The organism is Pseudomonas sp. 21LCFQ02 (genome assembly GCF_024129895.2).
Lineage (GTDB): Bacteria > Pseudomonadota > Gammaproteobacteria > Pseudomonadales > Pseudomonadaceae > Aquipseudomonas.
The window spans coordinates 732,591-748,418 of the sequence record NZ_CM178749.1; the positions used below are offsets into that span (position 1 = coordinate 732,591).

11 protein-coding genes are annotated in these 15,828 nt (G+C 56.9%); all 11 read right to left on the reverse strand.

The window, feature by feature from the left end:
• Positions 1 to 8: 8 nt before the first annotated feature.
• Complete coding sequence (gene rplB, locus NJC40_RS03470; protein ID WP_045484132.1) at positions 9 to 833, reverse strand: 50S ribosomal protein L2; 825 nt, start codon at positions 831 to 833, stop codon at positions 9 to 11.
• 14 nt (positions 834 to 847) lie between these two features.
• Positions 848 to 1,147: a 50S ribosomal protein L23 gene (gene rplW, locus NJC40_RS03475; protein ID WP_045484135.1), complete on the reverse strand. Its 300-nt coding sequence runs from the start codon at positions 1,145 to 1,147 to the stop codon at positions 848 to 850.
• The gene (gene rplD, locus NJC40_RS03480) at positions 1,144 to 1,746 is read right to left on the reverse strand and encodes a 50S ribosomal protein L4 (RefSeq protein ID WP_045484138.1); all 603 of its coding nucleotides are present in this window, start codon (positions 1,744 to 1,746) and stop codon (positions 1,144 to 1,146) included. Before rplD ends, rplW begins: the two co-directional genes overlap by 4 nt.
• Positions 1,747 to 1,758: 12 nt before the next feature.
• On the reverse strand, positions 1,759 to 2,394 hold the full coding sequence (gene rplC / locus NJC40_RS03485; protein ID WP_045484141.1) for a 50S ribosomal protein L3: 636 nt from the start codon (positions 2,392 to 2,394) through the stop codon (positions 1,759 to 1,761).
• Positions 2,395 to 2,475: 81 nt separating this feature from the next.
• Complete coding sequence (rpsJ, locus tag NJC40_RS03490) at positions 2,476 to 2,787, reverse strand: 30S ribosomal protein S10 (RefSeq protein ID WP_003186070.1); 312 nt, start codon at positions 2,785 to 2,787, stop codon at positions 2,476 to 2,478.
• Between the two features lie 140 nt (positions 2,788 to 2,927).
• Positions 2,928 to 4,121: an elongation factor Tu gene (gene tuf / locus NJC40_RS03495; protein WP_045484144.1), complete on the reverse strand. Its 1,194-nt coding sequence runs from the start codon at positions 4,119 to 4,121 to the stop codon at positions 2,928 to 2,930.
• Positions 4,122 to 4,153: 32 nt separating this feature from the next.
• The gene (gene fusA, locus NJC40_RS03500; RefSeq protein WP_045484147.1) at positions 4,154 to 6,286 is read right to left on the reverse strand and encodes an elongation factor G; all 2,133 of its coding nucleotides are present in this window, start codon (positions 6,284 to 6,286) and stop codon (positions 4,154 to 4,156) included.
• Positions 6,287 to 6,316: 30 nt separating this feature from the next.
• Positions 6,317 to 6,787, reverse strand: a complete 471-nt coding sequence (gene rpsG, locus NJC40_RS03505; RefSeq protein ID WP_003186074.1) for a 30S ribosomal protein S7 — start codon at positions 6,785 to 6,787, stop codon at positions 6,317 to 6,319.
• A 123-nt stretch (positions 6,788 to 6,910) separates the two neighbouring features.
• Positions 6,911 to 7,288 (reverse strand): 30S ribosomal protein S12, encoded by a 378-nt coding sequence (rpsL, locus tag NJC40_RS03510; protein WP_045484153.1) that lies wholly within the window; start codon positions 7,286 to 7,288, stop codon positions 6,911 to 6,913.
• A gap of 198 nt (positions 7,289 to 7,486) precedes the next feature.
• The gene (rpoC, locus tag NJC40_RS03515) at positions 7,487 to 11,686 is read right to left on the reverse strand and encodes a DNA-directed RNA polymerase subunit beta' (protein ID WP_045484156.1); all 4,200 of its coding nucleotides are present in this window, start codon (positions 11,684 to 11,686) and stop codon (positions 7,487 to 7,489) included.
• 63 nt (positions 11,687 to 11,749) lie between these two features.
• The gene (gene rpoB, locus NJC40_RS03520) at positions 11,750 to 15,823 is read right to left on the reverse strand and encodes a DNA-directed RNA polymerase subunit beta (protein ID WP_045484159.1); all 4,074 of its coding nucleotides are present in this window, start codon (positions 15,821 to 15,823) and stop codon (positions 11,750 to 11,752) included.
• Positions 15,824 to 15,828: the final 5 nt, after the last annotated feature.

A 15,828-nucleotide genomic window follows, 5' to 3' on the forward strand; every position in this document is an offset into this window, starting at 1 on the left:
CCCTCTATTTACTTGCGACGACGGACGATCATTTTGTCGGTACGCTTATTACCACGGGTTTTAGCACCCTTGGTTGGGAAGCCCCATGGCGATACCGGATGACGACCACCGGAGGTACGACCTTCACCACCACCATGTGGGTGGTCAACCGGGTTCATGGCAACACCACGAACGGTTGGGCGAACGCCACGCCAGCGCTTGGCACCAGCTTTACCCAGCGAACGCAGGCTGTGCTCGGAGTTCGAGACTTCACCCAGGGTCGCACGGCACTCGGCCAGAACCTTGCGCATTTCGCCGGAGCGCAGACGCAGGGTCACGTAGACGCCGTCACGAGCGACCAGCTGAGCCGAAGCACCAGCGGAACGAGCGATCTGGGCACCTTTGCCAGGCTTCAGTTCGATAGCGTGAATGGTGCTACCAACCGGGATGTTGCGCAGCTGCAGGGTGTTACCGGCCTTGATTGGGGCCAGGGCACCGGAGATCAGCTGGTCGCCTGCACTCACGCCTTTAGGGGCGATGATGTAGCGACGCTCGCCATCTGCATAACGCAGCAGGGCGATGTGAGCAGTACGGTTCGGGTCGTATTCGATACGCTCAACGATGGCAGCGATGCCATCCTTGTCGTTGCGACGGAAGTCGACCAGACGGTAATGCTGCTTGTGGCCACCACCGATGTGACGAGTGGTAATGCGACCATTGTTGTTACGACCACCAGACTTCGATTTTTTCTCGAGCAGCGGTGCGTGAGGAGCGCCTTTGTGCAGCCCCTGGTTGACCACCTTGACCACGAAACGGCGGCCAGGGGAAGTCGGTTTGCATTTAACGATTGCCATGATGCACCCCTTCCTTACTCAGCACTGCTGCTGAAATCGAGATCTTGGCCTGGCTGAAGGGAGATAACTGCCTTCTTCCAGTCATTGCGTTTGCCCAGACCGCGAGCAGTGCGCTTGCTTTTACCCAGAACGTTCAGGGTAGTCACGCGCTCTACTTTCACGCCGAACAGAACTTCAACGGCCTTCTTGATTTCCAGCTTGGTTGCATCAGTAGCAACCTTGAAAACGAACTGACCTTTCTTGTCAGCCAGAACTGTGGCCTTCTCGGAAACATGCGGGCCAAGCAGAACTTTAAATACGCGTTCCTGGTTCATCCCAGCAGCTCCTCGAATTTCTTCACGGCCGACACGGTAATCAGAACCTTGTCGTATGCGATCAGACTGACCGGATCGGAACCTTGCACGTCACGTACATCGACGTGTGGCAGGTTGCGAGCAGCCAGGTACAGATTCTGGTCAACGGCGTCGGAAACGATCAGCACGTCGGTCAGACCCAGACCGTTCAGTTTACCCAGCAGGTCCTTGGTTTTCGGCGCTTCGACAGCGAAGTCCTGAACCACGACCAGACGGTCGGTACGAACCAGCTCAGCGAGGATGGAGCGCAGGGCTGCGCGGTACATCTTCTTGTTGAGCTTCTGGGAGTGATCCTGAGGACGAGCAGCAAAAGTGGTACCGCCGCCGCGCCACAGCGGGCTACGGATAGTACCGGCACGAGCACGGCCAGTACCTTTCTGACGCCATGGGCGCTTACCGCCACCAGAGACGTCGGAACGGGTTTTTTGCTGCTTGCTGCCCTGACGACCGCCAGCCATGTAGGCGACGACTGCCTGGTGCACCAGGGTCTCGTTGAACTCGCCGCCAAATGTCAGTTCGGAAACTTCGATGGCTTGAGCGTCATTTACATTTAATTGCATGTCAGCTTCCCCTTAACCGCGAGCCTTGGCTGCCGGACGTACAACCAGGTTGCCGCCAGTAGCGCCAGGAACAGCGCCCTTGACCAACAACAGATTGCGTTCAGCGTCCACGCGCACTACTTCAAGGGATTGCACGGTCACGCGCTCAGCGCCCATATGACCGGACATTTTCTTGCCCTTGAATACACGACCAGGAGTCTGGCACTGGCCGATAGAGCCCGGGACGCGGTGGGAGACGGAGTTACCGTGGGTGTTATCTTGACCGCGGAAATTCCAGCGCTTGATAGTACCCGCGAAACCCTTACCTTTGGACTGACCGGTCACGTCGACCAGTTGACCAGCAGCGAAGATTTCGGCGTTGATCAGATCACCAGCCTTGTACTCGCCTTCTTCAAGACGGAATTCAAGAACGGTACGACCTGCGGCAACGTTCGCCTTGGCGAAGTGACCTGCCTGAGCAGCAGTCACGCGCGAAGCACGACGCTCACCAACAGTGACTTGCACTGCACGGTAGCCATCAGTTTCTTCAGTTTTGAACTGAGTGACGCGATTCGGCTCGATCTCAATGACCGTAACCGGAATAGAGACACCTTCTTCGGTAAAAATGCGGGTCATACCGCACTTACGACCGACTACACCAATAGTCATGTTGTAAACCTCATGAGTGTACGGGGCTTTCACCCGCTATGGCCGCCCATTTCAGAGCGTTACACGACCAAGACCCAAGTCTTAGCCGAGGCTGATCTGCACTTCCACGCCAGCCGCAAGATCAAGCTTCATCAGAGCGTCAACGGTTTTATCCGTTGGCTGGACGATGTCCAGGACGCGCTTATGAGTGCGGATTTCGTACTGGTCGCGCGCGTCTTTGTTGACGTGCGGAGAAACCAGAACGGTGAACCGCTCCTTACGGGTAGGCAGTGGAATAGGACCACGCACCTGTGCCCCAGTACGTTTCGCGGTTTCCACGATTTCCTGGGTAGATTGGTCGATCAGGCGATGGTCAAAAGCCTTCAACCTGATACGGATTTGCTGATTTTGCATTGGATTCCAGACTCCGATTGCTATCCCGACGAGCGCAATACGCCCGTTTAAAGGAGGCGCAATTCTATAGACGCTTCAGAATAGTGTCAACCCAATAAAAAAGCCCCCGCTAGGCGGGGGCTTCTTCAACCTATCGCTTATTAGGCGATGATTTTTGCAACGACGCCAGCACCAACGGTACGGCCGCCTTCACGAATGGCGAAACGCAGACCGTCTTCCATTGCGATTGGCTTGATCAGGGTGACTTCCATCTGGATGTTGTCACCTGGCATCACCATCTCAACGCCTTCTGGCAGTTCGCAGTTACCGGTTACGTCAGTAGTACGGAAGTAGAACTGAGGACGGTAGCCTTTGAAGAAAGGAGTGTGACGACCACCCTCTTCCTTGCTCAGAACGTAGACTTCAGCTACGAACTTGGTGTGAGGCTTGATGGTGCCTGGCTTGGCCAGAACCTGACCACGCTCAACGTCGTCACGCTTGGTGCCACGCAGCAGAACGCCGCAGTTCTCACCAGCACGGCCTTCGTCCAGCAGTTTGCGGAACATTTCAACGCCGGTGCAAGTGGTCTTGGTGGTGTCACGCAGACCAACGATTTCAACTTCTTCCTGGATGCGAACGATACCACGCTCAACACGACCAGTTACCACGGTGCCACGACCGGAGATCGAGAACACGTCTTCGATTGGCATCAGGAAGGTCTTGTCGATAGCACGCTCAGGCTCTGGGATGTAGCTGTCCAGAGTCTCAACCAGCTTCTTGACAGCCGAAGTACCCATTTCGTTGTCGTCTTGGCCGTTCAGAGCCATCAGAGCCGAACCGATGATGATTGGAGTGTCATCACCTGGGAAGTCGTAGGTGCTCAGCAGGTCGCGAACTTCCATCTCGACCAGTTCCAGCAGCTCAGCGTCGTCAACCATGTCAGCCTTGTTCAGGAAGACAACGATGTACGGAACGCCAACCTGACGGGACAGCAGGATGTGCTCACGAGTTTGTGGCATCGGACCATCGGCAGCCGAGCAAACCAGGATCGCGCCGTCCATCTGGGCAGCACCAGTGATCATGTTTTTGACGTAGTCGGCGTGACCTGGGCAGTCAACGTGCGCGTAGTGACGAACAGAAGAGTCGTACTCTACGTGAGCAGTGTTGATGGTGATACCACGAGCCTTTTCTTCTGGCGCGCTGTCGATTTTGTCGAAGTCGACTTTAGCCGAACCGAAAACCTCGGAGCAAACGCGAGTCAGAGCAGCGGTCAGAGTGGTTTTACCGTGGTCAACGTGACCGATGGTGCCAACGTTGACGTGCGGTTTGTTACGTTCAAATTTTTCTTTAGCCACGACAGTGAACTCCTAGCCTAAAGGGGGTTAGATCAACCTTGTTTTTTAACGAGCGCTTCGACGATGTTCGACGGAGCTTCAGCGTATTTGGAGAATTCCATGGAGTAGCTCGCGCGACCCTGAGACATGGAACGAACGTCGGTCGCATAACCGAACATTTCTCCTAGCGGCACTTCAGCACGGATAACCTTGCCGGAGACCGAGTCTTCCATACCCTGGATCAGACCACGACGACGGTTCAGGTCACCCATCACGTCACCCATGTAGTCCTCAGGGGTCACTACCTCGACCTTCATGATCGGCTCAAGCACCTTACCGCCACCCTTTTGGGCCAGTTGCTTGGTCGCCATCGAAGCAGCGATCTTGAACGCCATCTCGTTGGAGTCGACGTCATGGTAGGAACCATCAAATACGGTAGCCTTCAGGCCGATCAGCGGATAGCCGGCAACAACGCCGTTCTTCATCTGCTCTTCGATACCCTTCTGGATCGCCGGGATGTATTCCTTAGGAACCACACCACCTACAACTTCGTTGGCGAAGACCAGACCTTCGGTAATGTTGCCCTTGTCGTCCACGTCCGGAGTCGAAAAACGAACCCAGCAATGGCCGAACTGACCGCGACCACCGGACTGACGAACGAATTTACCTTCGATCTCGACATTGTCCTTGGTGATGGTTTCACGGTAGGAAACCTGCGGCTTACCGATGTTGGCTTCGACGTTGAACTCACGCTTCATGCGGTCAACGAGGATGTCCAGGTGCAGCTCACCCATACCGGAGATAATGGTCTGACCAGTCTCTTCGTCGGTACGAACGCGGAACGATGGGTCTTCCTGAGCCAGCTTGCCCAGTGCGATACCCATTTTTTCCTGGTCCTGCTTGGTCTTCGGCTCAACAGCTACCGAAATTACAGGCTCAGGGAAGTCCATACGCTCCAGGATCACCTGCTTGTCGGCGTCGCAAAGGGTATCACCAGTGGTGACGTCCTTCATGCCGATCAGCGCAGCGATGTCGCCGGCACGTACTTCTTTGATTTCTTCGCGCTGGTTCGCGTGCATTTGCACCATACGACCCACACGCTCTTTCTTGCCCTTGACCGAGTTGATCACGGAGTCGCCCGAGCTCAGGAAGCCCGAGTAGACGCGCACGAAAGTCAGAGTACCAACGAACGGGTCGGTGGCAATCTTGAACGCCAGAGCCGAGAACGGCTCGTCGTCGCTGGCGTGACGCTCGATTTTCGGAGCGTTTTCGTCTTCGACGTGATCAGGGTGGATACCCTGGATCGCAGCGATTTCGGTCGGAGCCGGCAGGAAGTCGATAACGGCGTCGAGAACCAGAGGAACACCCTTGTTCTTGAAGGACGAGCCGCAGACCGCAGGAACGATTTCACCAGCCAGGGTGCGCGCACGCAGACCAGCCTTGATCTCTTCTACAGTCAGCTCACCTTCTTCAAGGTACTTGTTCATCAGCTCTTCGCTGGACTCGGCAGCCGCTTCAACCATGTTGGAGCGCCACTCTTCAGCCAGCGCCTGCAGATCGGCAGGAATTTCTTCCTCACGATAAGTGGTGCCTTTGTCGTCTTCGTTCCAGTAGATCGCCTTCATCTTGATCAGATCGACCTGACCGGCGAACTCTTCTTCAGCACCGATAGCGATCTGGATCGGAACCGGGGTGTGGCCCAGACGGTTCTTGATCTGACCTACTACGCGCAGGAAGTTTGCACCAGCACGGTCCATCTTGTTCACGTAGACGATACGTGGAACGTTGTACTTGTTCGCCTGACGCCATACGGTTTCAGACTGAGGCTCGACACCGGAGGTGCCGCAGAACACAACGACCGCGCCGTCGAGTACACGCAGCGAACGCTCTACTTCAATGGTGAAGTCAACGTGGCCAGGGGTATCGATAACGTTTACGCGATAGTTGTCGTACTGACCGCGGGAACCTTTCCAGAAGGTGGTGATGGCAGCGGAGGTAATGGTGATACCCCGCTCCTGCTCTTGCACCATCCAGTCAGTGGTCGCAGCGCCGTCATGCACTTCACCGATCTTGTGGCTCAGACCGGTGTAGTACAGGATCCGCTCGGTAGTGGTGGTCTTGCCCGCGTCAACGTGAGCACAGATACCAATGTTACGGTAGCGGTTGATTGCAGTAGTACGAGCCATAAAGCCCTCGCAAAAAGATTGAAGCCGAAATTAGAAGCGGTAGTGCGAGAAAGCCTTGTTGGCTTCGGCCATACGGTGAACGTCTTCACGCTTCTTGACAGCAGCACCTTTGCCTTCGGCAGCGTCCAGCAGCTCGCCGGCCAGGCGCAGCGCCATGGACTTCTCGCCGCGCTTGCGGGCGAAGTCTACCAGCCAGCGCATTGCCAGCGCGTTACGGCGGGACGGACGAACTTCAACAGGAACCTGGTAAGTAGCACCGCCTACACGGCGCGACTTCACTTCGACCAGCGGAGCGATGGCGTCGAGAGCTTTCTCGAAGATTTCCAGGGGATCGCTGTTCTTGCGTTCTTTAACCTTGTCCAGCGCGCCATAAACGATACGCTCGGCAACGGCTTTCTTGCCGCTTTCCATTACGTGGTTCATGAACTTCGCCAGGATCTGGCTTCCGTATTTCGGATCGTCAAGGATCTCGCGTTTTGCTGCTACGCGTCTTCTTGGCATGGATAAGCCCTCAAACGGTCTTCAGGTTAGCCCGGGACAGCACTCCAGAGGAGCTTGCCCGACCTTACTCTTATCGACTCAAAAAAATAGAAAAGTGCAAAATCAGTCAGAAACCAAAGCCACTTAGGCTTTTTTAGGCTTCTTGGTACCGTATTTCGAACGACCTTGGTTACGACCTTTGACGCCGGAAGTATCCAGAGAGCCGCGAACGGTGTGGTAACGAACACCTGGCAAGTCTTTTACACGACCGCCGCGGATCAGTACCACGCTGTGCTCTTGCAGGTTGTGGCCTTCACCACCGATGTACGAGGAAACCTCGAAACCGTTGGTCAGACGCACACGGCATACTTTACGCAGTGCCGAGTTAGGTTTTTTCGGCGTAGTGGTGTACACGCGGGTGCACACGCCACGACGTTGCGGGCAGTTCTGCAGCGCAGGAACGTCGGATTTCTCGACGATACGCTTGCGCGGCTGACGTACCAGCTGGTTGATAGTTGCCATCTACTAGCTCCACTGTTGACTTGCAGACGCTATTGCCTGCAAGAAAGCAAATGACAGGGCGATAGGCCCTGTCAAATTTAGGGGTACAAGAGTCTAAAGAGGATCTCGCCCCCAGTCAAGGCAATGCCCCGACCTCTTCCACCGTCTTGCGACAACTGAATGTTGCCGCAAGACCTGAAAAACGCCGGGGCATGACCCTTAGTTACCGCTGGAGTTCAACGCCTCGGTCAGAGCGGCCTCGACTTCGCTGGCGCTGACGCGCTGCGGCTTGTCGATATCACGGCGACGCTTACGCTCGCTGTGGTAAGCCAGACCTGTACCTGCCGGGATCAGACGACCCACGACGACGTTTTCTTTCAGGCCGCGCAGGTAATCGCGCTTGCCGGTTACTGCTGCTTCGGTCAGTACGCGGGTAGTCTCCTGGAAGGAGGCCGCGGAGATGAACGACTCGGTCGACAGCGATGCCTTGGTGATACCCAGCAGTACGCGGGTGTACTTGGCAATGAACTTGTCTTCGCTGGCCAGACGCTCGTTTTCCATCAGGACCTGGGTCAGTTCGACCTGATCGCCCTTGATGAAGCTGGAGTCGCCCGATTCAGCCACTTCAACCTTGCGCAGCATCTGACGCAGGATGGTCTCGATGTGCTTGTCGTTGATCTTAACGCCTTGCAGACGGTAAACGTCCTGGATCTCGTTAACGATGTACTTGGCCAGCGCGCTCACACCCAGCAGACGCAGGATGTCGTGCGGATCGCTCGGACCGTCGGAGATAACTTCGCCGCGGTTGACCTGTTCGCCTTCGAAGACGTTCAGATGGCGCCACTTCGGAATCAGCTCTTCGTACGGCTCGCTGCCATCGTTCGGCGTGATGACCAGACGACGCTTGCCCTTGGTCTCTTTACCGAAGGCGATGGTACCGCTGACTTCTGCCAGGATCGACGCCTCTTTAGGACGACGCGCCTCGAACAGGTCGGCAACGCGCGGCAGACCACCGGTGATGTCACGGGTCTTGGACGTTTCTTGCGGAATACGCGCGATAACGTCACCGATTGCGATCTGAGCACCGTCAGCGACGTTGACCAGAGCGTTGGCCGGCAGGAAGTACTGGGCCGGTACGTCGGTACCAGGCAGCATCAGGTCCTTGCCATCGAGGCCGACCATCTTCACCGCAGGACGGATGTCCTTGCCGGCAGCCGGACGGTCTTTGACGTCGAGGACTTCGATGTTGGTCATACCGGTCAATTCGTCTGTCTGACGCTTGATGGTAATACCTTCTTCCATGCCCACGTAGGTCACGGTACCTTTCATCTCGGTAACGATCGGGTGAGTGTGCGGATCCCACTTGGCCACGATCGAGCCAGCGTCAACCTTGTCGCCTTCCTTCACCGAAATCACAGCACCGTAAGGCAGCTTGTAGCGCTCACGCTCACGACCGAATTCGTCGGCGATTGCCAGCTCACCGGAACGCGATACCGCGACCAGATGACCGTCGACACGCTCTACGTGCTTCAGGTTGTGCAGACGAACGGTACCGCCGTTCTTGACCTGTACGCTGTCGGCAGCGGAAGTACGGCTTGCCGCACCACCGATGTGGAACGTACGCATGGTCAGCTGGGTACCCGGCTCACCGATGGACTGGGCAGCGATAACGCCGACCGCTTCACCGATATTGACCTGATGACCGCGAGCCAGGTCGCGACCGTAGCAGCTCGAGCAGATACCGAAACGGGTTTCGCAGCTGATCGGCGAACGCACGATGACTTCGTCGATGCTGTTCAGCTCGATGAATTCAACCCACTTCTCGTCAACCAGAGTGCCGGCCGGAACGATGACGTCCTCGGTGCCTGGCTTGAACACGTCACGGGCGATTACACGACCCAGTACACGCTCACCCAACGGCTCTACAACGTCACCGCCTTCAATGTGCGGAGTCATCAGCAGGCCGTGCTCGGTGCCACAATCGACCTCGGTCACAACCAGGTCTTGTGCAACGTCTACCAGACGGCGAGTCAGGTAACCGGAGTTCGCGGTCTTCAGTGCGGTATCCGCAAGACCTTTACGAGCACCGTGAGTCGAGATGAAGTACTGGAGTACGCTCAGACCTTCACGGAAGTTCGCAGTGATTGGCGTCTCGATGATCGAGCCGTCCGGCTTGGCCATCAGACCACGCATACCGGCCAGCTGACGGATCTGGGCAGCGGAACCCCGAGCACCGGAGTCAGCCATCATGTACATCGAGTTGAACGATTCCTGATCGACTTCAGCACCCGTGCGGTCGACAACCTTCTCTTTCGAGAGGTTGGACATCATCGCCTTGGATACTTCGTCGTTGGCCTTGGACCAGAGGTCGATCACCTTGTTGTACTTCTCGCCCTGGGTTACCAGGCCGGAAGCATACTGGCTTTCGATCTCTTTCACTTCGGCGGTAGCGGCATCGATGATGCGCGCCTTCTCATCCGGAATGACGAAGTCGTTCACACCAATCGATACGCCGGAGATCGTCGAGTAGGCGAAACCGGTGTACATCAGCTGGTCAGCGAAAATGACGGTGTCCTTCAGACCAACCACGCGGTAGCACTGGTTGATCAGCTTGGAGATCGCCTTCTTCTTCATCGGCTGGTTGACCACGTCATACGACAGGCCGGCCGGAACCACCTGGAACAGCAACGCACGGCCGACAGTGGTGTCGACAATACGGGTGTTCTTCACGCTATTGCCGTCACGATCGTTAACGGTTTCGTTGATACGAACCTTGATCTTGGCGTGCAGGGCAGCCTCGCCGGCGCGGAATACGCGGTCGACTTCCTGCAGATCAGCGAACACGCGGCCTTCGCCTTTGGCGTTGATCGCTTCACGGGTCATGTAGTACAGACCCAGTACCACGTCCTGCGACGGAACGATGATTGGCTCACCGCTGGCTGGCGACAGGATGTTGTTGGTCGACATCATCAACGCACGGGCTTCGAGCTGGGCTTCCAGGGTCAGCGGTACGTGAACGGCCATCTGGTCGCCGTCGAAGTCGGCGTTGTACGCAGCACAGACCAGCGGGTGCAGCTGAATAGCCTTACCTTCGATCAGTACTGGTTCAAATGCCTGGATACCCAGACGGTGAAGCGTAGGTGCACGGTTGAGCAGCACGGGGTGTTCGCGAATCACTTCGGCGAGAACGTCCCACACCTCTGGCAGCTCGCGCTCGACCATCTTCTTGGCAGCTTTGATGGTCGTGGCCAGGCCACGCATTTCCAGCTTGCCGAAGATGAACGGCTTGAACAGTTCCAGTGCCATCTTTTTCGGCAGACCGCACTGGTGCAGACGCAGGGTCGGACCTACGGTAATTACCGAACGACCGGAGTAGTCAACACGCTTACCGAGCAGGTTCTGACGGAAACGACCCTGCTTACCCTTGATCATGTCAGCCAGGGATTTCAGAGGACGCTTGTTGGAACCGGTGATTGCACGACCGCGACGACCGTTGTCGAGCAGGGCATCGACCGCTTCCTGCAGCATGCGCTTTTCGTTGCGCACGATGATGTCAGGAGCCGACAGGTCCAGCAGACGCTTCAGACGGTTGTTACGGTTGATCACGCGACGATACAGATCGTTAAGATCGGACGTCGCGAAACGGCCACCGTCCAGCGGAACCAGCGGACGCAGGTCTGGCGGCAGAACCGGCAGAACGGTCAACACCATCCACTCAGGCAGGTTGCCGGAGCCCTGGAAGGCTTCCATCAACTTCAGACGCTTGGACAGCTTCTTGATCTTGGTTTCGGAGTTGGTTTGCGGAATTTCTTCGCGCAGACGGCCAATCTCGTGCTCCAGATCAATCGCGTGCAGCAGTTCGCGGACAGCCTCGGCACCCATGCGGGCATCGAAGTCGTCACCGAACTCTTCGAGGGCTTCGAAGTACTGCTCGTCGTTCAGCAACTGACCCTTTTCCAGGGTGGTCATGCCTGGGTCGATAACGACATAGCTCTCGAAGTAGAGAACACGCTCGATATCACGGAGGGTCATGTCCATCAGCAGGCCGATACGGGACGGCAGCGACTTCAGGAACCAGATGTGGGCAACCGGCGAGGCCAGTTCGATGTGAGCCATACGCTCACGACGGACTTTGGCCAGCGCGACTTCAACGCCGCACTTCTCACAGATCACACCGCGATGCTTGAGGCGCTTGTACTTGCCGCACAGGCACTCGTAGTCCTTGACCGGGCCAAAGATCTTGGCGCAGAACAGGCCGTCACGCTCAGGTTTGAACGTACGGTAGTTGATGGTCTCCGGTTTTTTAACTTCACCGAACGACCACGAACGGATCATCTCAGGCGATGCCAAACCGATACGGATGGCGTCGAACTCTTCGACTTGACCCTGGTTTTTCAACAGATTCAGTAGGTCTTTCAAGGCCTTTCCTCCTGGCGGAGCAAGGAGCAGGCAGTAGCGCCCTGCTCCCATTCACGTCACGTGTTATTCGGTTTCCAGATCGATATCGATACCGAGAGAACGGATCTCTTTGATCAACACGTTGAAGGACTCGGGCATGCCCGGCTCCATACGGTGATCGCCGTCCACGATGTTCTTGTACATCTTGGTCCGACCGTTCACGTCGTCCGACTTCACTGTGAGCATTTCTTGCAGAGTGTAAGCGGCGCCGTATGCTTCCAGCGCCCAGACTTCCATCTCCCCGAAACGCTGACCACCGAACTGCGCCTTACCACCCAGCGGCTGCTGGGTAACCAGGCTGTAGGAACCCGTGGAACGCGCGTGCATCTTGTCGTCCACCAGGTGGTTCAGTTTCAGCATGTACATGTAGCCAACGGTTACAGCGCGCTCGAACTTGTTGCCGGTACGGCCGTCGAACAGCTGCATCTGGCCGCTGTCAGGCATATCTGCCAGACGCAGCATCGCCTTGATCTCACGCTCTTTGGCCCCGTCAAACACCGGAGTCGCCATAGGCACGCCGTTGCGCAGGTTCTTCGCTAGGTCGAGGATTTCCTGGTCAGAGAAGCTGTCCAGGTTTTCCTGACGGCCACCGATCTCGTTGTAGATCTCGGCCAGGAACTTGCGCAGCTCGATGACTTTGCGCTGCTCTTCGAGCATACGGTTGATCTTCTCACCCAGACCCTTGGCTGCGAGGCCCAGGTGGGTTTCAAGGATCTGACCGACGTTCATACGCGAAGGTACACCCAACGGGTTCAGGACGATATCGACCGGAGTACCGTTGGCGTCGTGCGGCATGTCTTCGACTGGCATGATCACCGAGACAACACCCTTGTTACCGTGACGACCGGCCATCTTGTCACCCGGCTGGATGCGACGGCGGATAGCCAGGTAAACCTTGACGATCTTCAGTACGCCTGGAGCCAGGTCATCGCCTTGCTGCAGCTTGCGTTTCTTGTCTTCGAACTTGTCGTCCAGCAGACGACGACGATCAACGATGTAAGCCTGAGCTTTTTCGAGCTGCTCGTTCAGAGCATCTTCGGTCATGCGCAGCTTGAACCACTGGCCGTGCTCAAGACCGTTGAGGATCTCGTCGGTGATCTCCTGGCCTTTCTTCAGGCCAGCGCCGCCTTCCACAGTCTTGCCAACCAGAGCCGAACGCAGACGTTCGAAGGTTGCACCTTCAACGATGCGGAACTCTTCATTGAGGTCCTTGCGGATCTCGTCCAGCTGGGATTTCTCGATCGACAGGGCACGGGAGTCGCGCTCGACGCCATCACGAGTGAAGACCTGTACGTCGATGACAGTACCCTTGGTGCCGGTTGGCACGCGCAGGGAGGTGTCTTTGACGTCGCTGGCCTTCTCACCGAAGATTGCACGCAGCAGCTTCTCTTCCGGGGTCAGCTGGGTTTCGCCCTTCGGCGTGACCTTGCCCACCAGGATGTCGCCAGCAGCCACTTCGGCGCCGACGTAAACGATACCGGCTTCGTCCAGTTTGTTCAGTGCAGCTTCACCCACGTTCGGGATGTCTGCAGTGATTTCCTCTGGGCCCAGCTTGGTATCACGCGCCACACAGGTCAGTTCCTGGATGTGGATCGTGGTGAAGCGGTCTTCCTGAACCACACGCTCGGACAGGCAGATGGAGTCTTCGAAGTTGAAGCCGTTCCATGCCATGAACGCGATGCGCATGTTTTGACCGAGCGCCAGTTCACCCATGTCGGTGGACGGACCGTCGGCCATGATGTCACCACGACTGACCACATCACCACGGCTCACCAGCGGACGCTGGTTGATGCAGGTGTTCTGGTTGGAACGGGTGTACTTGGTCAGGTTGTAGATATCCACACCCGCTTCGCCGGTTTCGACTTCATCGTCGGCAACCCGGACCACGATACGGCTGGCATCCACGGAGTCGATCACGCCGCCACGACGAGCCACGACGCAAACGCCGGAGTCGCGAGCCACGTTACGCTCCATACCGGTACCGACCAGCGGCTTGTCGGCACGCAGGGTTGGGACCGCTTGACGCTGCATGTTCGAGCCCATCAACGCACGGTTGGCGTCGTCGTGCTCAAGGAACGGAATCAGCGAGGCTGCAACCGAGACTACCTGCTTGGGCGATACGTCCATCAGGGTTACGTCGGCAGGTGCCTTGACGGTGAACTCGTTCAGGTGACGAACGGCTACCAGCTCGTCGATCAGTTCCTGCTTGTCGTTCATCGCGGCCGAAGCCTGGGCGATGACATGGTCAGCTTCTTCGATTGCCGACAGGAACACGATGTCGTTGCTGACAACGCCGTCTTTCACTACACGGTACGGGCTTTCCAGGAAGCCGTACTGGTTGGTACGGGCATAGGCCGCCAGAGAGTTGATCAGGCCGATGTTCGGACCTTCAGGCGTCTCGATCGGGCACACACGGCCGTAGTGAGTCGGGTGTACGTCACGAACTTCGAAGCCTGCGCGCTCACGAGTCAGACCGCCAGGGCCGAGTGCGGAAACACGGCGCTTGTGGGTGATCTCGGACAGCGGGTTGTTCTGGTCCATGAACTGCGACAGCTGGCTGGAACCGAAGAACTCTTTCACCGCCGCCGCAACCGGCTTGGCGTTGATCAGGTCCTGCGGCATCAAGCCTTCGCTTTCTGCCATCGACAGACGTTCCTTGACCGCACGCTCAACGCGCACCAGGCCAACACGGAACTGGTTCTCGGCCATTTCACCAACGCAACGAACGCGACGGTTACCCAGGTGGTCGATGTCATCGACGATACCTTTGCCGTTACGGATATCGACCAGGGTCTTGAGAACCTCGACGATATCTTCCTTGCACAGCACGCCCGAACCTTCGATCTCGGTACGACCGATACGACGGTTGAACTTCATGCGACCCACTGCCGACAAGTCGTAGCGCTCAGCACTGAAGAACAGGTTGTTGAACAGGGTCTCGGCGGCATCCTTGGTTGGCGGCTCGCCAGGACGCATCATGCGGTAGATCTCGACCAGAGCTTCCAACTGGTTGCTGGTGGAGTCGATCTTCAGCGTGTCGGAGATGAACGGACCGCAGTCGATGTCGTTGGTGTACAACGTTTCGATGCGCACGACCTGACCTTTAGCGATCTTGGCCAGCAGGTCGGTGGTCAGTTCGGTGTTGCACTCGGCGATGATCTCGCCAGTCGCCGGATGCACGATAACCTTGGCGGTGGTGCGACCCAGGAGATATTCCAGAGGCACTTCCAGCTCTTTGATACCGGCTTTTTCCAGCTGGTTGATGTGACGGGCAGTGATACGGCGACCCTGCTCGACAATAACCTTGCCGCTGTCGTCCTTGATATCAAGAACGGCGATTTCACCACGTAGACGCTGCGGTACCAGCTCCAGGTTCAGGCTCTGGTCGCGGATATGGAAAACGTTGGTGGTGTAGAAGGCATCCAGCACCTGTTCGGTGGTGTAGCCCAGCGCGCGCAGCAGTACGGACGCCGGCAGTTTGCGGCGACGGTCGATACGCACGAATACGCAGTCTTTCGGGTCGAACTCGAAGTCCAGCCAGGAACCGCGGTATGGAATGATGCGAGCGGAATACAGCAGCTTGCCGGAGCTGTGAGTCTTGCCACGGTCGTGGTCGAAGAACACACCAGGCGAACGGTGCAGCTGGGACACGATGACGCGCTCGGTACCGTTGATTACGAAGGTACCGTTTTCAGTCATCAGGGGGATTTCACCCATGTAGACTTCTTGCTCTTTGATGTCCTTGATCGCTTTGTTCGACGATTCTTTGTCGAAAATGATCAGACGAACCTTGACCCGCAGAGGTACTGCGTAAGTCACGCCACGCAGCACGCACTCCTTGACATCAAATGCCGGTTCGCCCAAGCGATAACCTACATACTCCAGGGCAGCATTGCCGGAGTAGCTGATGATCGGGAAAACGGATTTGAAGGCTGCATGCAGACCGACGTCGCGGAACTGATCTTTGGTCGCTCCCGCCTGCAGGAATTCACGATACGAATCCAGCTGGATTGCCAGGAGATACGGCACATCCATTACGTCCGGCAACTTGCTAAAGTCCTTGCGGATACGTTTTTTCTCAGTGTATGAGTAAGCCATCAGCG